Source organism: Pseudomonas sp. 210_17 TE3656, assembly GCF_054821965.1.
This window is the reverse complement of sequence record NZ_JBTRBC010000001.1, coordinates 1,755,558-1,771,545: the sequence shown is the minus strand read 5'-3', so window position 1 is coordinate 1,771,545 and position 15,988 is coordinate 1,755,558. Positions and strand designations below refer to the sequence as shown.

Below are 15,988 nucleotides of genomic sequence, written 5' to 3'. Positions count from 1 at the left end.
GGGAGCGGGCTTGCCCCGCGATTGCGATCTGGCAGACAGAAAGCAATCGCGGGGCAAGCCCGCTCCCACAAGGGGGACTGACCTCAGAGCGGTTTGTTGAAGAATGCGCTCAATGTCGCGGTAACTGCCCGCGCACCGGTGGTGATAGCGGGCAGCTCAACGACAAAGCCGGGTGTATGGTTCATCGCCGCCGGCAGTTGTTTCTTTTCGACCAGGTTCTTGTACACGTCAGGCTTGCCCGAGCCCACCTCAAGGAACAGCACCTTGGTATCCGGGTAAGGGCTGGCCAGCATATGGAAGTCCTCCGAGCCCATCAGCGGCGGCATGCCAGGCAGCACCTTGTCGGCACCGAGCTGCTGCACCAGTGCCGCCTGGGCCAGCTCGGTCTGCGCCTTGCCGTTGAATACCGGGGTGGCATAGCCCTTCATGGTGTATTTGGCCTGGTAATCGGCCGGCATGTCGTTCATCACCAGCACGCCGCTGGTCACCGATTTGATGCCGTCTATCATCCGCTCGCGAACCTGTGCGTCGTACCAGCGCAGGTTGAGTTTGAGCGTGGCACTGACCGGGATGATGTTGTTATTGACCCCGGCCTGAAAGGCGCCGACGGTGAGTACCGCAGGTTTGGACTGATCGACCATGCGGCTGATGATGGTCTGGTAGCCCATGACCGCCATGGCTCCCATCACCACCGGGTCCTTGGTCACATGCGGGGTCGATCCGTGCCCGCCGATGCCGGGCAGCTCGACGTCGATCTGGTCGGTGCCGGCCAGGCGCGGCCCTTCGCGCAGGCCGACGCTGTCCGCCGGGTAGACCGGCGACACATGCGCGGCCAGCAGTACGTCAGGCTTGGGGGCAAAGTCGTAGAGGCCGTTATTGACCATGGCGGTGGCGCCTTCAAGGATCTCCTCCGCCGGTTGTGCGACCAGTACCAGGGTGCCTGACCACTGATCCTTGAGCTGGCTCATGACCTTGGCCACCTCGATCAACCAGGTGGTATGCGCATCATGGCCACAGGCATGCATCACCGCCTGGCTGGGGTTGCCGAGCCAGGGCGTGACCTTGCTGCTCTGATAGGGCAGGCCGGTGGCCTCTTTGATCGGCAGGGCATCCATGTCGGCGCGGTACATCACCACCGGCCCCGGGCCGTTGCGCAGGATACCCACCACGCCGGTGGTACCTATCGCCGTCTTCACTTCAAAACCCTGCGCTTGCAGGGCCTTGGCCACCAGCGCGGCGGTTTCCTTCTCCTGGAAGGCCAGCTCCGGGTTGCGGTGCAGCTGTTTGAACAGCTCGATCATCTGCCCTTCATCCTGTTTTACCAGGGTGTCGATGCGGGTGTTCAGGTCGGTTGGCGCAGCGTGTACCGAGAGGGCACTGAAATAGGCAAGGGCAAGAATGCTCGGGCGAAGAGGCAAAGGCATGGCGTAAATCCTTGTACGGATAATTATTGTTCTGAAGGTGCTGTGTTGCATGGGCAATCAAGTCTGTGTATCTATGCCTGGTGCGTCCAATGCAAAAATAATCAAGGATTGATGCAGTGACCGAATCAATAGATTTGAAGCGAATCCGCCATCTGGTGTTGCTCAGCGAGGAGTTGCACTTCTCCCGTGCGGCCGAGCGAGCCAACCTGTCGCAGACCGCCTTCAGCCGCAGCATTCAGTCGCTGGAAACCGATCTCGGGGTACGCCTGTTCGACCGTGACACCCGTTCGGTGATGCTCACCGCCGCCGGACGGCAACTGTTGGCCAGCGGGCGGGAGTTGCTCGGTTGTGCCGGGCGGCTGCTTGCCGAGGCGAATCACATCGCCCAGGCAGAAGGCGGCGAGTTGAATTTCGGTGCCGGCATGATGGCGGCCAATCTGTACCTGCAGGATGCGTTGACCGTGCTGCGCAAGCGCCTTCCCAAGCTGGTGATGAAGGTCGAGGTCAATCACTGGAATCAGCTGGTGCAGCGTCTGGAGCAGGACCAAATCGAATTCTTCGTTGCCTATACCTGCGACCCGGCCCGCCAGTCCGATCCGCGATTCGATATCACCCCGTTGCCGGCGGTGCCTGCTTCAGTGTTCTGCCGGGGCGATCACCCACTGATTCAGCAAAGGTCAGCACTCAGTCGCCAGCAGCTTCTGGACTATCCGTGGAGCTCGGTGCTTTTCGATGAGATAGCGCCAGCGCGCCTGCGTGAACTGTTGGGGCTGGCCGAAGGCACGGTCGCGCCACTGGACCTGGGCTGCAATGACCTGCAGTTGTTGCGCGGGACGACGCTGGGCAGCGACGCGTTGCTGTTTACCTGGCGAGCCTGGCTTGAAGAGGATCTGCGCACGGGGGCGATCCACGATCTGGGAGCGTTGCTGCAGCCCGGTTTTCCCGGTGGCCGCTGCAGCATCGCCAGTGCCATTGTCTGTCACGCCGGACGAACCTTGTCGCCGATTGCGCGGCAGGCCATCGAGCTGATCAAGGCGGCGGCCGACCGGCCGCAGTGAGGTCAGCGCTCGCGCACCCAGAACAACGTGGCGCCCGCCACCGCAGCCGGCATCATCAGGATGTTGACGAAGGGAATCATCAACGCCAGGTAGGTGATGCCGCCAAAACCCAGGCTCTGCCAGCGCTTTTCGCGCAGCCAGGCGAGCATGTCCTGCCAGCTCATCTTGTGGTTGTCCGCCGGGTAGTCGATGTACTGGATGGCCATCATCCAGATGCCGAACAGCAGCCACAACGGGGCGGCGATAATGTTGATCACCGGGATCAGCGAGAGAACGAACAGCGCTAGCGCGCGGGGCAGGAAATACCCCAGCTTGCGCATTTCGCGGCCCAGGGTGCGCGGCACCATGGCCATCAGTTCGGCCCAGCTGAACGCCGGGAAGTCATCGGTGCCACGCACCACCACTTCGACCTTTTCCGCCAGAAAACCATTGAACGGTGCGGCAATGATGTTGGCGAGCATGGTGAAGGTGAAGAACACCATCAGCGCTACCAGCGCCACGAACAGCGGCCACAGCACATAATTGAGAAAACTCAGCCAGCTCGGCAGGCTGGGCATCAGCGAATCGACCCAGAGGCTGAACTGATGACCGGCAAAATAGATCAGGCCGACGAACAGCAGCAGGTTGACTGCCAGCGGCAGCAACACGAACAGGCGCAGGCTCGGGCTCAGGACCAGTTTCAGTCCTTCGCGCAGGTACTGAGGGCCAGAGAGGACAGGGGCTTGCATAGAGGACTCCGGGTAAAGGCAAACGCGCTGACCTTACCGAGTTTGAGCGGCTGACGAAAGCGCGGCGCAAGCCGGGACACGGGCTGTAACAAAAGCTCGGCAGGCTGCGAGGCATACCTTCATAGGCAAACGACCGTCGTCCCGGGAGATGAATAGAGGCGGCCTATAAGGTGGATTGTCTAAGGATATTTCCTTAATCTCTGCGGCCTCGCTAAAGTGCGCACATCTTTTCAACGCCTTCGAATTCTAATCTTCAAGGAGTTTTCATGAGCATTCTGGTCAACAAGCAAGCCCCTGATTTCGATGCGGCGGCGGTACTGGGCGACGGTTCGATCGTCGACAGCTTCAAGCTTTCTTCGCTGCGCGGCAAATACGTCGTGCTGTTCTTCTGGCCGCTGGACTTCACCTTTGTCTGCCCGTCTGAAATCATTGCCCACAACAACCGCATGGACAAATTCCGTGAGCTGGGTGTGGAAGTGGTCGGTGTCTCGATCGACTCGCAGTTCACCCACCACGCCTGGCGCAGCACGCCGGTTGAGAAGGGCGGGATCGGCGCTGTCGAGTTCACCATGGTTGCCGACGTCAAGCACGAGATCACCCGTGCCTACGGTATCGAGCACGATGACGGCGTGGCGCTGCGTGCCTCGTTCCTGATCGACCAGCAAGGCGTGGTTCAGCATCAGGTGGTCAACAACCTGCCGCTGGGTCGTGAAGTCGACGAGATGATCCGTCTCGTCGAAGCCCTGCAGTTCACCGAACAGCACGGTGAAGTCTGCCCGGCCGGCTGGCGCCCAGGCCAGAAAGGCATGAAGGCTGACGCCAAGGGCGTTGCCGATTACCTGGCGGAAAACGCTGCCAGCCTGTAAGGCTCAGGCTTAACGATTTTCAGGACCTGCGGCCAAAAGCCTTCCCCAAGTGCTTCGCAGGTTCTTTTTTATTCCAGCCGGCGATCCCGGCGTTACCGGACTGGCCAGTGAGTGCCAGCCCGAGAGGAGTGTGACATGTCTGAAGTACGTCATTCGCGAGTGATTATCCTCGGTTCCGGCCCTGCCGGTTACAGCGCTGCGGTCTACGCTGCGCGTGCCAACCTCAAGCCGCTGCTGATCACCGGCATGCAGGCTGGCGGCCAGCTGACCACCACCACCGAAGTCGACAACTGGCCGGGCGATGCCCACGGCCTGACCGGCCCGGCGCTGATGCAACGTATGCAGGAACACGCCGAGCGCTTCGAGACCGAAGTGGTGTTCGACCACATCAACGCCGTTGACCTGGCGAGCAAGCCGTACACCCTCAAAGGCGACAGCGCCACCTACACCTGCGATGCGCTGATCATCGCCACCGGTGCCAGCGCTCGTTACCTGGGCCTGCCGTCGGAAGAAGCGTTCATGGGCAAAGGCGTTTCCGCTTGCGCCACCTGCGACGGCTTCTTCTACCGCAATAAGCCGGTTGCAGTCGTTGGTGGTGGTAACACCGCCGTCGAAGAGGCGCTGTACCTGGCCAACATCGCCAGCAAGGTCACCCTGGTGCACCGCCGCGAGACCTTCCGCGCCGAGAAGATCCTGATCGACAAGCTCAACGCCCGTGTGGCCGAAGGCAAGATCGAGCTGAAACTCAACGCCACCCTGGACGAAGTACTGGGCGACAACATGGGCGTCACCGGTGCACGCCTGAAGAACAACGACGGCAGTTTCGATGAAATCAAGGTTGACGGTGTGTTCATCGCCATCGGCCACACCCCGAACACGTCGCTGTTCGAAGGCCAGCTGACCCTCAAGGACGGCTACCTGGTGGTCAACGGCGGCCGTGACGGCAACGCCACCGCCACTAACGTCGAAGGTGTGTTTGCCGCAGGCGACGTGGCTGACCACGTTTACCGTCAGGCCATCACCTCGGCCGGTGCTGGCTGCATGGCGGCGCTGGACGTCGAGCGTTACCTGGATGGTCTGCAGAACGCCTGATTCTGATAGACCCGCTCGCGGGGTAAAAAAAACCGGCCTGATGGCCGGTTTTTTTATGGCTCCTCTCAGAGGCTGAGGCGCATGGACAGATCCACCGCCTTCACATCCTTGGTCATGGCACCAATCGAGATGTAGTCCACACCGGTCTCGGCAATCACCCGCAGGGTGCTTTCGTTGACCCCGCCACTGGCTTCGAGCTTGGCCTTGCCGGCGTTCAGGCGCACGGCTTCGCGCATGTCGTCCAGGCTCAGCTCGTCGAGCATGACGATGTCGGCGCCGGCATCCAGCGCTTGCTTGAGCTCGTCGAGGCTTTCCACTTCAACCTCCACCGGCTTGCCGGGGGCGATCTTGTGCGCGGCGTTGATGGCCTGGGCAATGCCGCCGCTGGCGGCAATGTGGTTTTCCTTGATCAGGAAGGCGTCGAACAGGCCGATGCGATGATTGTGGCAACCGCCGCAGGTGACCGCATACTTCTGCGCCAGACGCAGACCCGGCAGGGTCTTGCGGGTGTCGAGCAGTTTGACCTGGGTGTCGGCGACCATGTCGGCAAGGAACTGTGCGCGAGTCGCCACGCCCGAAAGCATCTGCAGGAAGTTCAGCGCACTACGCTCGCCGGTAAGCAGCGAGCGGGCCGGGCCTTCAAGGTGAAACAACACCTGGTTGGCCTGCGCGCGCTCGCCATCCTTGACCTGCCAGTGCACGGCCACCCGTGGATCGAGCTGGCGAAACACGGCGTCGACCCAGGCGGTTCCGGCGATCACGCAATCATCGCGGGTAATGATGGTGGCCTGGGCCAGGCGCTCGGCCGGGATCAGTTGAGCGGTGATGTCGCCGCTGCCGATGTCTTCAAGCAGCGCACGGCGCACGTTGGCTTCGATTTCGGCGGTCAGGTCGGCGAGGCGTAAATTCGGCATGGCAGGCTCCACAAGCTAAGTGCCCGCGATTATAGGGCAGCCGGTGTTGGCGAGTGTCTTGAATTTGGCAAATAATACGATATGTACTTTATCTGCAGTCGGGCCCGGCCCGCTGGATTACCACACGTTTTAACGATGCATCCCGTCACGCCTCGGGGCATACTGGGGTCGTGCTCTTGTGCCTCAGGATCTTCTATGCAACTGGACCGCGCTACAGGCTGGTTCGCCGGTATCACCCATTGCCCTTCGCCGAATTTCAATGCCCGTGCCGAAGGTGAGGTTATCTCCCTGCTGGTGATTCACAACATCAGCCTGCCACCGGCGCAGTTTGCCACCGGCAAGGTCCAGGCATTTTTCCAGAACCGCCTGGACCCCAACGAACACCCCTACTTCGAAGGGATCAAGCATCTGCGCGTCTCCGCGCATTTTCTGATCGAGCGTGACGGCAAGGTCACCCAGTTTGTCTCCTGTCTGGACCGTGCCTGGCATGCCGGAGTGTCCTGCTTTGCCGGGCGCGAGGCGTGCAACGACTTCTCCATCGGTATCGAACTGGAAGGCACCGACGAGCTGCCTTTCACCGATGCTCAGTATCAGGCGCTGCAGGGCCTGACCCGGCAGATCCAGGCGGCCTGGCCGGCTATCGATGCACAGCGGATTCAAGGCCACAGCGATATCGCCCCGGGGCGCAAAACCGACCCGGGCCCGGCTTTCGACTGGCCGCGCTACCGTGCGGCCCTCAAGGACAACGAGGACAGATCATGAGTTTTCTGGTGTTGTTACTGGTGCTGTGGGTCGAGAAGTTCTCGGCACTGCGCCAGCGACTGCAACGCGATGGTTTCTTTCGCACCGAACTTGCGCGTCTGGAGCGCAACGGCAAGGGCCACCCGTGGTGGGTGTTGTCGATCCTGGTGTTGTTGCCGGTGATCGTGCTGGCTTTGCTGCTTCAGGTGCTGGAACCGGTTGCCTATGGCTTGTTGGCACTGCCGCTGCACCTGTTGGTGCTGATCTACAGCCTGGGGCGAGGCGATGTAAAAGCTTCCCTCGGACCGTTTCGCGATGCCTGGCGACGGGGGGACGAGCAGGCCGCAGTGCATGTCGCCGAGCGCGACCTGGGCGTTAGCGGAGACGATGCCTCATCGCTGCTCGAACGGGTTCAGGGCCACTTGCTGTGGCAAGCCTACCAAAGCTTCTTTGCGGTGATTTTCTGGTATGTCCTGCTGGGACCGGCCGCGGCGCTGGCCTACCGCTTGCTCGCTCTGACTGCCGAGCATGCCCATGCTCCAGCGCTGCGTGAGCGTGCCGGGCAATTGCGCCATGCCTTTGACTGGGCACCGGTGCGGATGCTGGGGGTGAGCTTTGCGCTGGTCGGCAATTTTGTTGCGGTCAGCCGGGTGATGCTGCATGAGCTGCTGCACTGGAACATCAGTGCGCCGAGGCTGATCGCCGCCGTCGGCCATGTTGCCGGAGAGATGCCCAAGGGGGCGCCAGCGGGCCCTGAGGGGCTGGTCGGGCTGGACTCGCTGTGGGAGCTGCTGCTGCGCTCGGCAGTGCTCTGGTATGCCTGTTTTGCCTTGTGGACCGTACTGGGCTGACGGTGAGGGCAGGACAGCCGTTGGTCTGTCCTGCCATCGATTAACCTTAAGTTACAAAACCCCATTCCGATATGCGTTATACAGGTACTGGTGATAATCATCAGTGGCCTAGTGCCATTGTGCGCGCAGAACAATAAGAATCGGAGGGGACTACCCGTGAAGAGCCTGTTGTATCCGGCCATCGCGCTGATGAATCGGTTGAGCTTCGGCATGAAATTCAGCCTGATTAGTATCCTGTTTTTCCTGCCCATGCTGGTGACCAACTTTTATCTGGTCCGCGATTCCTATGCACAGTTTCATGCTACCCGGGTCGAGCTGCAGAGCCTTGAGCTGCTGGCCGACAGCCTGGCTTTGCGTGGCGACCTGGAAACCCTGGGCAACCTGGTGCAGATCAACGCCGTGCTTGGCCAGTCGGGTAAAGCGCAGGATGTCGAGGCGCAGATCGCCAACCTTGAGCAGCAGGTGTTCAAGCGATTGGCGGGGCTGACTGCAGTCATTGCCGATGAAGAGCAGGCCAGGGATTTTCATGCCAAGCGCGACGAAATGCTCAGCCAGCTCAAGGCTGCCCAGGCAGAGTCGTCGCTGCTGAGCAAGGTGGCTTACCTGGACAAGTTGCTGGGCCAGGCCCAGGTGCTGAGCAAAATGATTGCCAGCCAGGCCGGACTCAACCAGGACAGCGATCTGGCGATTCGCCAACTCACCGAACTGATGACCACGGTGACCCCGGAAGTCACCCAGACCCTTGGCGAAGGCCGGACAATGGGCGCCTATTCCCTGGGCCAGGGCTTCCTCAACTCCGCGGTCAGCACCCGCTTCGAGGATTTGCTGCAACGCCTGGACAAGCTTGCTGCCAATTATGCCCTCAGGGTTCAGGATGCCTTGGCCACTGAGCCTGGGGCGCAAGCGCGTCTGGGCAGCCTGGCCGCCAGTAGCCAGGCTTCCTTGAAACAGGCCAGCGAGCTGTTCGAAGAACAGGTGGTGGTGGCCGAAAGCCTCGATGCACCGTGGCCGGCGTTTTATCAGCAGGTCAGCAGCCTGATAGCGCAGACTTACGCGCTCAACACCGCTACCGGCGAGTTTCTCGACCAGCAATTGCAACAGCGCTTGGGCGAGCACCGCTTGCACATGATCCTGCTGGTGTCTGCCCTGGCGGGCGTGTTCTTGCTGATTGTCTATCTCTACAGCGGGTTCTACGCCTCGACCCGGCATACCCTGAAAACCCTTGGTGCGGTCATGGACAAGGTTGCCGCTGGCGACATGACCGTGAATTTCCGCGCCAGCAGCCGTGATGAGCTGGGTGAATTGGGCCAGGTGTTCAACGGCACCGTGCGGCGCATTCATGACCTGATCGAGCAGGTGGGCCACACCGTGGTCGAAGTCGAACGCCAGGCCGAACAGGTGCATGCCGTGTCGGCACGCAGCAATCAGGCGGTCAGCGGCCAGCGCGGGCAGATCGAACAGGTCGCCACCGCCATGAACCAGATGTCGGCCACCGCCCAGGAAGTGGCGCGCAGTGCCGCAGCAGCTGTAAACAGTGCCCACAGCGTCAACCAGGAAACCGTCAGCGGCCGCGGCCTGGTCGAATCCCAGCAAGGCAACATCGTGCGCCTGGCCGGCGAAATCGATCAGTCGGTGGTGGTGATCAACCAGTTGGCCAGCGACAGTCAGGCCATCAGCCGGGTGCTGGAAGTGATCAAAAGCATCGCTGAACAGACCAATCTGCTCGCCCTGAATGCGGCCATCGAGGCGGCACGGGCCGGCGAGCAGGGACGCGGCTTTGCCGTGGTGGCCGACGAGGTCCGTACCCTGGCCAAGCGCACCCAGCATTCGACCGAAGAAATCGAACAGATGATTTCGCGCCTGCAGGGCGGTGTCGGTGCGGCGGTCAAGGCCATGGATGCCAGTCACCAGGTGGCTGCCGGCACGGTCGGGCAGTCGCAGCAGGTGCAGCAGGCGCTGGAGAACATTCTGGGTGCGGTCGGCGGTATCGTTGACCAGAACCAGCAGATTGCCGCTGCCGTGGAGCAGCAGACGGCTGTCGCGCATGACATCGACCAGAATATTGTCGAGATCAACCGCGCCGCTGAACACACCACCCAGGGTGCCCACCAGACTGAAGATGCCAGCCGCCAGCTGTCAGCCCAGGTAATGGAGCTCAAGCGCCTGATCGGCGCGTTCAGGGTCTGAGATCTGCGGTTGCTGAACTTTTCCACGCTGTGACAAAGTAGCGCCCTGAAGGATTCCAGGGAGCCGGATGTGTCGGCAACGCCGCGGGTGTAGTCTCACCCTCACAGCAACGGAACCTCGAGTCCCCGCGATTCGGCTCCCTCAGCACATTCACTGACGAGGTACAGACATTGGCCATCATCCACCCTAAAGTTCGCGGTTTTATCTGCACCACTACGCATCCGACCGGTTGCGAGCTGAACGTACGTGATCAGATCGAAGCCACCCGCAAGCAGGGCGTGCGCAAGGATGGTCCGAAGAAGGTCCTGGTGATCGGTGCCTCCAGCGGCTACGGCCTGGCGGCGCGCATCACCGCAGCGTTCGGCTTCGGTGCCGACACCCTGGGTGTGTTCTTCGAAAAGCCGGGCACCGAGACCAAGCCAGGCACCGCCGGCTGGTACAACGCCGCGGCCTTCGACAAGTTCGCCAAGGCCGAAGGCCTGTACAGCAAGTCGATCAACGGTGACGCCTTCTCCGACGAAGCACGGGCCAAGGTCATCGAGCTGATCAAGAACGAAATGGGCGGCCAGGTCGATCTGGTGGTCTACTCGCTGGCTTCGCCGGTGCGCAAGCTGCCACAGACTGGCGAGTTGGTGCGTTCGGCGCTCAAGCCAATTGGCCAGCCGTACAAGTCGACCGCTATCGACACCAACAAAGACACCATCATCGAGGCGTCCATCGAGCCGGCAACCGAGCAAGAAATTGCCGACACCGTGACCGTCATGGGTGGTCAGGACTGGCAGCTGTGGATTGATGCCCTGGATGCCGCGGGTGTACTGGCGCCGCAAGCACGCACCGTGGCCTTCAGCTACATCGGCACCGAAATCACCTGGCCGATCTACTGGCACGGTGCTCTGGGCAAGGCCAAGATGGACCTGGACGCAACCGCCAAGCGTCTGGAAGCCAAGGTCGGAGGTGGCGCCAACGTCGCCGTGCTGAAGTCGGTTGTCACCCAGGCCAGCTCGGCCATTCCGGTGATGCCGCTGTACCTGTCGATGGTCTTCAAGATCATGAAGGAAAAGAACGTTCACGAAGGCACTCAGGACCAGCTCGACCGTCTGTTCCGTGACCGTCTGTATCGTGAAGATGGCGCGCCAGCAGCACTGGACGAAGAAGGCCGTCTGCGTCTGGACGACTGGGAACTGCGTGATGACGTGCAGGATGCCTGCAAGGCCCTGTGGCCTCAGGTCACCACCGAGAACCTGTTTGAAATGACCGACTACGCCGGTTACAAGAAGCAGTTCCTCAACCTGTTCGGCTTCGAGCGTGCGGATGTCGACTATGACGCCGACGTCGCCACCGACGTGAAGTTTGACTGCATCGAGCTGTAACCAAACCATCGTCGCCGCCCCTGTGTTCGCTCAGGGGTGGCGACTGTTTGAGGTTCCCCTATGAGCAGCCTCGAAACATTTCCACCTCTGCCAGCCGCCAGCAACACGGCACACGCGTTTTGTGAGCGAGCAGGCGATGGTTATCCCCTTGGCGGCTTTTGTTGGCGCCACCAACTGCCGGACAGCACGCGTGCGGTGGTGATCATCAACGCGGCCACTTCGGTGCGCTGCAGCTATTACGCGCGTTTTGCCCAGTACCTGTTCAGCCACGGCTTCGATGTCATGACCTATGACTATCGCGGCATCGGCGAGTCGCGCCCGGCTGTCATGCGCCACTTCGAGGCTTCCTGGACGGACTGGGGGGCGCTGGATTTCGAGGCCATGCTGCAACGCGCTGCTCGCGAGTTTCCCGGGCAACCCGTTGATGTCGTCGGCCACAGTTTTGGCGGTTGTGCCGCAGGGCTGGCGCCATCGTCCGCGCAGTTGCGCAGGCTGGTTACGGTCGGCGCGCAGTTCGCCTACTGGCGGGACTATGCCAGTGACAGTCGCTGGCAACTGTTTGGCAAGTGGCATGTGCTCATGCCGTTGCTGACCCGGCTGTTCGGCTATTTCCCCGGCAAGCGCCTGGGTTGGCTGGAAGACACCCCGGCAGGGGTGGTGAAGGACTGGAGCACGCTGACGGCGGCTTACGAGCTGCGCCCCAGCGGCAAGGCGCTGGTTGATTTGCCGTTTGCTCAGGTGACGGCACAGACGCTGGCGATCAGTCTGACCGACGATCCCTTTGGTACGGTCGCGGCGATCGAGCGGCTACTGGGCTACTTCAGGTCTAGCCCGCGCAGCCATTTGCGCATTGCACCTGGTGATATCGACGAAGTGCAGATCGGCCATTTCGCCTTTTTCCACAGCCGCTTTCAGGCCCGGCTCTGGCCAATTGCCCTGCAGTGGTTGCAACAGGGACAACTGGCCGACGACGTGCCAGGGCGCGTGCTGACGCTTAGCGAGCCTTGAGCGGCTGGGCGGAGAACTTCACCCCGGCCAGGCCGTGCTCGATCAGCGCGCGAATGTTGCCATGGTCGCTGCCTTCCGGGGTGGCCAGTACCGAGCGGTAGTGTTCGCCGAATGCCAGCAGCGCTTCTTCATCGCTGAGGCCTTCGAGCAGGGCCAGGCCCAGGGTCTTGCACGAACCTTCGTTCTGTCCGGCGGCGTTTTCCACGCCTCCGTTGGTGAACGCCTGCGGCTGGTAGTCGTAGTTCGCGGCGATGAAGGCCAGGGTGTCGGCAAACTGATGTTCGCCGGACTTCAGGCTGGTGCGCAGGGTGTTCAGATCAGTCATTGGGCTTTCCTTTGGCGAACGCCGCTTGCTGTTCGGCGCTGGCTTCTTTCTGGTATTGGGCTTTCCACTCGGCGTAAGGCATGCCGTAGACCACTTCGCGGGCCTCATCCATGCTTAGCTCGATCTGACGCTCGTCGGCCGCGGCCTTGTACCACTTCGACAGGCAGTTGCGGCAGAACCCGGAAAGGTTCATCAGGTCGATGTTCTGTACATCCTTGCGGCTGTCCAGGTGAGCCACCAGGCGGCGGAAGGCCGCGGCTTCGAGCTCAAGTTTCTGTTGGTCGTTCATGGTCATTCTCGTGACAAGGACAATTCAGTCTACCGCGATGCGGTTTTTCAGGTGGCGGCCACCGTTGATGACCACGTTGCTGCCGGTGCTGTACTGGCTGTCGAGGAGAAACTGCACCGCCTCGATCAGCGGTTGAGCGCCCGGCTCGAATTCCAGCAGGGCCTTTTTCAGGGTTTGCTGCCGATAAGCTTCGTCGCCGCCTTCCTTGAGGATCAGCAGCCCCGGCAGGATCGCGTTGACCCTGACCACCGGCGCGTATTTTTCGGCAAAAGACAGGACCATATTCTGCAGCGCAGCCTTGGTCGCGGCATAGCCGATATGGCTCTTGCTGCCGCGCGAGGAGGTCTCGTCGCAGATGTGGATGATATCGGCCTTGGCCATCTTCAGCAGTTGCTCGCCCAGCGCCAGGTTCAGGTGGTAGGGCGCTTCGACATGCAGCTTGAACATGGTGTTGAGGTTGGCCAGATCGTCATCGAGCCACAACGAGGCGTTGTGAATGATTGCCCGCAGGCCGTCATAGTTGCTCTTCAGGTGGTCGATCAGGGCCTGGCGGTCCTCTTCCCGGCACAGGTCGGCCTGGAACTGGATGATATTCGGGTGCGCAGCCTCAGGGCTTTTGCTACGGCTGGCGCTGACCACAGTATGGCCGGCCTGCGCCAGGTTCAGGGCCAACGCCAGTCCGACTCGCTGGCTGGCTCCGGTGACAAGAATTGGGCTGTTCATGGTGGGGGCGGTCAACTTTTACAGGTTCGCTTGGATAACCCCCAGCATACCCGAACTAGGCCGGGTTGCGCGCACCCTGCGGCCCACAGCCGCGCGTCGGGGCATTGAGCCAGTTGGCCAGCAAACGGGTCGACAGCGGAATGAAGAAGTACACCATCAACGGTGTCAGCCCCAGCGTACTGAGGAGGATCCGTGGCAGCAGGTCGAGGGCACTGAGCCAGTGGCCGAACAACAGGTTGAACAACAGCGAGACCGGAAAGAACGCCAGCCAGATTGCCACGGCTTGTTTCCAGCGCGGTGGGCGTTGCACCGGATTGCTGCCAAACCATCCGTCCAGGCCGCTGGCGCGCAGCTCTTGCGGTTGCTCGAACAGGCCGTTGCCGCGATCCAGCCAGGCCTTGCGCGAGGCCGAGTGCTCCCAGGCCTGCATGGTCTGCTCGCTGGTGAAGCGGAAGATGATCTGAAACTCGTCACCCTGCGGCGGTGGCGCAAGGACGCCGGAGCCCAGGTAGCCGGTAAAGTCGGTGGCCAGTTGTTCGCCTTCGTGCAGCCAGCTCATCAGATCCTGATAGCGGCCTTCGGCGACACGGCGCGTCACCATCAAGGTAACGGGAGGGGTAGACATTGTGTATCTCCTGGCAACTGGGCGTGGCGGGTGGCCGGCCCATGAAATGCGTCCGGGGTGGTGGACGGCATCTGCTTGCATGCAAAAAGCGGGCACGGATTATTCCTGAAATAACCTGACTCGTCAGTGCTGAGCGCTTGCCAGCCCGGACAAATGCCAATGGTCGCTACCTACTGCCCGGAGTAGAATGGCCGTCATCCCCCAAGAATCGTGGTTTTCCGGCAATGCTTGAACCTGCCCAGCCTTCGTTGAACCCCGGTGATCTCGCTCATGAGGAGCTGTTCCCCATTCGCGAAGTGTCCCGTCTGACAGGTATCAACCCGGTCACCTTGCGCGCTTGGGAGCGTCGTTATGGGCTCATTCAGCCCACGCGCACCGAAAGTGGGCACCGGCTGTATTCCCAGGCCGATATCGACGAAGTCCGCAACATCCTCGGCTGGATCGAACGGGGGGTGGCGGTCAGCAAGGTCGGCAAGATTCTTGCCCGCAGCCAGAGCGTAAAACCGCAGACTGAAGCAGCGCACAGCCAGGCGTCCCAGGACGACTTCAAACAATGGCAGCTGCAGTTGCGCCAAGTGGTAAGAGCGTTCGATGAGCGGCGCCTGGAGCAGGTCTACGGCCAGGTGTTCAGCAGTTATCCACTGGTGGTGGCATTCCAGGACATCCTGTTGCCGGTCTGGCAGGAATTGCGCTGCACCCAGGACGCCTTCGGCCACCTCAGCGAATGGCTGTTTCTCGATGGGTTCCTGCGTGGACGGGTGTTGCAGCGTTTGCAACTGTCTGCTGACCAGCAGGAGGTCAGGGTGGTGCTCACGGCGATTCCCGGGCATTGCCACGAGCTGGAACTGCTGGTGACGGCCCTGTTGCTGGGCACCAGTGAAATCGGCGTGACGGTATTGGGGCTGGGCCAGCCTGTGGAGGAACTCAGCCTGGTCTGTGAGCGCATGAACCCGCATGCCCTGGTGCTGTTTTCCAATCATCCACCGGCGCAAGACCTGCCCAAGCGCCTGGCCCGTCTGGCCCTGGCACTGGAGTGTCCGTTACTGCTGGCTGGAGAGGCTGCGGACCTGGCCCAGGGCAGCCTGATCGGCTCGCAGGTCGCGTGTCTGGGCAGTGAAGGGCGTTTGATGCGTCGGCGCTTGCAGCAGTACCTGGCCGGTCACCTGGACAGCTGAGGATGCAACTCCGGATGGGCCTGACGGTGGGCCTGGAGGATGTACTCGCGTAGCCGTTCGATCTCCGGGTGCTTGCTCTCACTCAGGTTATAGGCGGCCAGGCTCTTGCCAGTACGCCGCTGCAAGACACCGTGCAAGGCGATGGGCTCACAATTGTCGGGGGCGAACCAGAGGTCGAAAGAGCTCGGTGGTTTGGGCTGGTCGCGAACTTCCAGCAGCACACCCTTGAACGAAATTTCCTTTACCCACAGGCCGGTACTCAGGCCCAGCTCGTCTTCCAGCGCTACCGGCGATTCGAGGGTCAGGCGCCATGGACGTACCATCGGGCCTTCTTCATAGATGTGCGGTGCGCCCAGCTGCAGCTGCAGGGAATGGAACTCGTCCTCGACCAGGTGCAGGGGAAAGGTCATCTGATGGTTGTCGAATTGCGCCTGCAAGGTGACCTGCTCCTGGGCAATCAGCCGGGTCAGCAGGTCTTTGATTTCGCTGCCGCCATTGACCATCAGGCGCGACACCGACTCAGCCGCGGAGGGCTGTGACGTATGTTGCATGGACCTGATGAAGTCCAGCTCGTCCTGGGTCAGGAGGGCATTTGCTTGCATGGTCGAACTC

Annotated in this window: 17 protein-coding genes and 1 pseudogene; 10 read left to right on the top strand and 8 right to left on the bottom strand. The window is 61.4% G+C overall.

Features of this window, described 5'->3' with window-relative positions:
- Positions 1-83: 83 nt before the first annotated feature.
- Positions 84-1,424, bottom strand: coding sequence for an amidohydrolase (locus ACVI9W_RS08425; RefSeq protein ID WP_461529733.1), 1,341 nt, complete (start codon positions 1,422-1,424; stop codon positions 84-86).
- Between the two features lie 116 nt (positions 1,425-1,540).
- On the opposite strand from ACVI9W_RS08425, the gene ACVI9W_RS08420 reads away from it, so the two are divergent.
- On the top strand, positions 1,541-2,482 hold the full coding sequence (locus ACVI9W_RS08420; RefSeq protein ID WP_461529732.1) for a LysR family transcriptional regulator: 942 nt from the start codon (positions 1,541-1,543) through the stop codon (positions 2,480-2,482).
- 2 nt (positions 2,483-2,484) lie between these two features.
- Here ACVI9W_RS08420 and cysZ read toward each other — a convergent pair whose 3' ends face one another.
- The gene (gene cysZ / locus ACVI9W_RS08415; RefSeq protein ID WP_342623255.1) at positions 2,485-3,210 is read right to left on the bottom strand and encodes a sulfate transporter CysZ; all 726 of its coding nucleotides are present in this window, start codon (positions 3,208-3,210) and stop codon (positions 2,485-2,487) included.
- Positions 3,211-3,476: 266 nt separating this feature from the next.
- Here cysZ and ACVI9W_RS08410 point away from each other — a divergent pair, with 266 nt between their 5' ends.
- Entirely contained in the window at positions 3,477-4,076 is a 600-nt protein-coding gene (locus ACVI9W_RS08410; RefSeq protein ID WP_010223549.1) for a peroxiredoxin, read from the top strand.
- 135 nt (positions 4,077-4,211) lie between these two features.
- On the top strand, positions 4,212-5,168 hold the full coding sequence (gene trxB, locus ACVI9W_RS08405) for a thioredoxin-disulfide reductase (RefSeq protein ID WP_461529731.1): 957 nt from the start codon (positions 4,212-4,214) through the stop codon (positions 5,166-5,168).
- Between the two features lie 65 nt (positions 5,169-5,233).
- Here the strand turns inward: trxB and nadC are convergent, their stop codons facing one another.
- Entirely contained in the window at positions 5,234-6,082 is an 849-nt protein-coding gene (nadC, locus tag ACVI9W_RS08400) for a carboxylating nicotinate-nucleotide diphosphorylase (protein ID WP_107023688.1), read from the bottom strand.
- A 195-nt stretch (positions 6,083-6,277) separates the two neighbouring features.
- Between nadC and ampD the strand changes: the two genes are divergently transcribed.
- The 6 genes and pseudogenes from ampD to ACVI9W_RS08370 all read left to right on the top strand — a co-directional run bounded on the left by ampD (position 6,278) and on the right by ACVI9W_RS08370 (position 12,239).
- Positions 6,278-6,844: a 1,6-anhydro-N-acetylmuramyl-L-alanine amidase AmpD gene (ampD, locus tag ACVI9W_RS08395; protein ID WP_191833635.1), complete on the top strand. Its 567-nt coding sequence runs from the start codon at positions 6,278-6,280 to the stop codon at positions 6,842-6,844.
- Positions 6,841-7,674, top strand: coding sequence for a regulatory signaling modulator protein AmpE (ampE, locus tag ACVI9W_RS08390; RefSeq protein WP_157194167.1), 834 nt, complete (start codon positions 6,841-6,843; stop codon positions 7,672-7,674). Before ampD ends, ampE begins: the two co-directional genes overlap by 4 nt.
- Before the next feature lie 189 nt (positions 7,675-7,863).
- Positions 7,864-9,006 (top strand): annotated as a pseudogene (locus tag ACVI9W_RS08385) (HAMP domain-containing protein); the annotation flags it as partial.
- 141 nt (positions 9,007-9,147) lie between these two features.
- Entirely contained in the window at positions 9,148-9,861 is a 714-nt protein-coding gene (locus ACVI9W_RS08380) for a methyl-accepting chemotaxis protein (RefSeq protein ID WP_461531805.1), read from the top strand.
- A 170-nt stretch (positions 9,862-10,031) separates the two neighbouring features.
- Positions 10,032-11,231: an enoyl-ACP reductase FabV gene (gene fabV, locus ACVI9W_RS08375; protein ID WP_461529730.1), complete on the top strand. Its 1,200-nt coding sequence runs from the start codon at positions 10,032-10,034 to the stop codon at positions 11,229-11,231.
- A 60-nt stretch (positions 11,232-11,291) separates the two neighbouring features.
- A complete protein-coding gene (locus ACVI9W_RS08370; protein ID WP_461529729.1) occupies positions 11,292-12,239 on the top strand; it encodes an alpha/beta hydrolase family protein in 948 nt (315 codons plus the stop codon).
- On the opposite strand, the gene ACVI9W_RS08365 is transcribed toward ACVI9W_RS08370, so the two are convergent.
- The 4 genes from ACVI9W_RS08365 to ACVI9W_RS08350 are packed head-to-tail and all read right to left on the bottom strand — an operon-like array spanning position 12,226 to position 14,201.
- Positions 12,226-12,564, bottom strand: a complete 339-nt coding sequence (locus ACVI9W_RS08365; RefSeq protein ID WP_461529728.1) for a HopJ type III effector protein — start codon at positions 12,562-12,564, stop codon at positions 12,226-12,228. The two genes, ACVI9W_RS08370 and ACVI9W_RS08365, sit on opposite strands and share 14 nt — an antisense overlap.
- Positions 12,557-12,853, bottom strand: coding sequence for a DUF1244 domain-containing protein (locus ACVI9W_RS08360; protein ID WP_133216756.1), 297 nt, complete (start codon positions 12,851-12,853; stop codon positions 12,557-12,559). The genes ACVI9W_RS08365 and ACVI9W_RS08360 overlap by 8 nt, the downstream gene beginning before the upstream one ends.
- 24 nt (positions 12,854-12,877) lie before the next feature.
- Positions 12,878-13,576 (bottom strand): dihydromonapterin reductase, encoded by a 699-nt coding sequence (gene folM / locus ACVI9W_RS08355; RefSeq protein ID WP_157194159.1) that lies wholly within the window; start codon positions 13,574-13,576, stop codon positions 12,878-12,880.
- Positions 13,577-13,631: 55 nt separating this feature from the next.
- A complete protein-coding gene (locus ACVI9W_RS08350; RefSeq protein ID WP_422416519.1) occupies positions 13,632-14,201 on the bottom strand; it encodes an antibiotic biosynthesis monooxygenase in 570 nt (189 codons plus the stop codon).
- Positions 14,202-14,425: 224 nt separating this feature from the next.
- Between ACVI9W_RS08350 and ACVI9W_RS08345 the strand changes: the two genes are divergently transcribed.
- Positions 14,426-15,376 carry a MerR family transcriptional regulator gene (locus ACVI9W_RS08345; protein WP_461529727.1) on the top strand — a complete coding sequence of 317 codons (951 nt, stop codon included), beginning with the start codon at positions 14,426-14,428 and terminating at the stop codon, positions 15,374-15,376.
- On the opposite strand, the gene ACVI9W_RS08340 is transcribed toward ACVI9W_RS08345, so the two are convergent.
- Entirely contained in the window at positions 15,361-15,978 is a 618-nt protein-coding gene (locus tag ACVI9W_RS08340) for a hypothetical protein (RefSeq protein WP_461529726.1), read from the bottom strand. The genes ACVI9W_RS08345 and ACVI9W_RS08340 overlap by 16 nt on opposite strands.
- Between the last annotated feature and the right edge of the window lie 10 nt (positions 15,979-15,988).

Coding starts and splice junctions, on each gene's coding strand:
- ACVI9W_RS08425 (WP_461529733.1), bottom strand. CDS start 1,424: ATGCCTTTGCCTCTTCGCCCGAGCATTCTTGCCCTTGCCTATTTCAGT.
- cysZ (WP_342623255.1), bottom strand. CDS start 3,210: ATGCAAGCCCCTGTCCTCTCTGGCCCTCAGTACCTGCGCGAAGGACTG.
- ACVI9W_RS08410 (WP_010223549.1), top strand. CDS start 3,477: ATGAGCATTCTGGTCAACAAGCAAGCCCCTGATTTCGATGCGGCGGCG.
- trxB (WP_461529731.1), top strand. CDS start 4,212: ATGTCTGAAGTACGTCATTCGCGAGTGATTATCCTCGGTTCCGGCCCT.
- nadC (WP_107023688.1), bottom strand. CDS start 6,082: ATGCCGAATTTACGCCTCGCCGACCTGACCGCCGAAATCGAAGCCAAC.
- ampD (WP_191833635.1), top strand. CDS start 6,278: ATGCAACTGGACCGCGCTACAGGCTGGTTCGCCGGTATCACCCATTGC.
- ampE (WP_157194167.1), top strand. CDS start 6,841: ATGAGTTTTCTGGTGTTGTTACTGGTGCTGTGGGTCGAGAAGTTCTCG.
- ACVI9W_RS08380 (WP_461531805.1), top strand. CDS start 9,148: ATGAACCAGATGTCGGCCACCGCCCAGGAAGTGGCGCGCAGTGCCGCA.
- ACVI9W_RS08370 (WP_461529729.1), top strand. CDS start 11,292: ATGAGCAGCCTCGAAACATTTCCACCTCTGCCAGCCGCCAGCAACACG.
- ACVI9W_RS08365 (WP_461529728.1), bottom strand. CDS start 12,564: ATGACTGATCTGAACACCCTGCGCACCAGCCTGAAGTCCGGCGAACAT.
- ACVI9W_RS08360 (WP_133216756.1), bottom strand. CDS start 12,853: ATGAACGACCAACAGAAACTTGAGCTCGAAGCCGCGGCCTTCCGCCGC.
- folM (WP_157194159.1), bottom strand. CDS start 13,576: ATGAACAGCCCAATTCTTGTCACCGGAGCCAGCCAGCGAGTCGGACTG.
- ACVI9W_RS08350 (WP_422416519.1), bottom strand. CDS start 14,201: ATGTCTACCCCTCCCGTTACCTTGATGGTGACGCGCCGTGTCGCCGAA.
- ACVI9W_RS08345 (WP_461529727.1), top strand. CDS start 14,426: ATGCTTGAACCTGCCCAGCCTTCGTTGAACCCCGGTGATCTCGCTCAT.
- ACVI9W_RS08340 (WP_461529726.1), bottom strand. CDS start 15,978: ATGCAAGCAAATGCCCTCCTGACCCAGGACGAGCTGGACTTCATCAGG.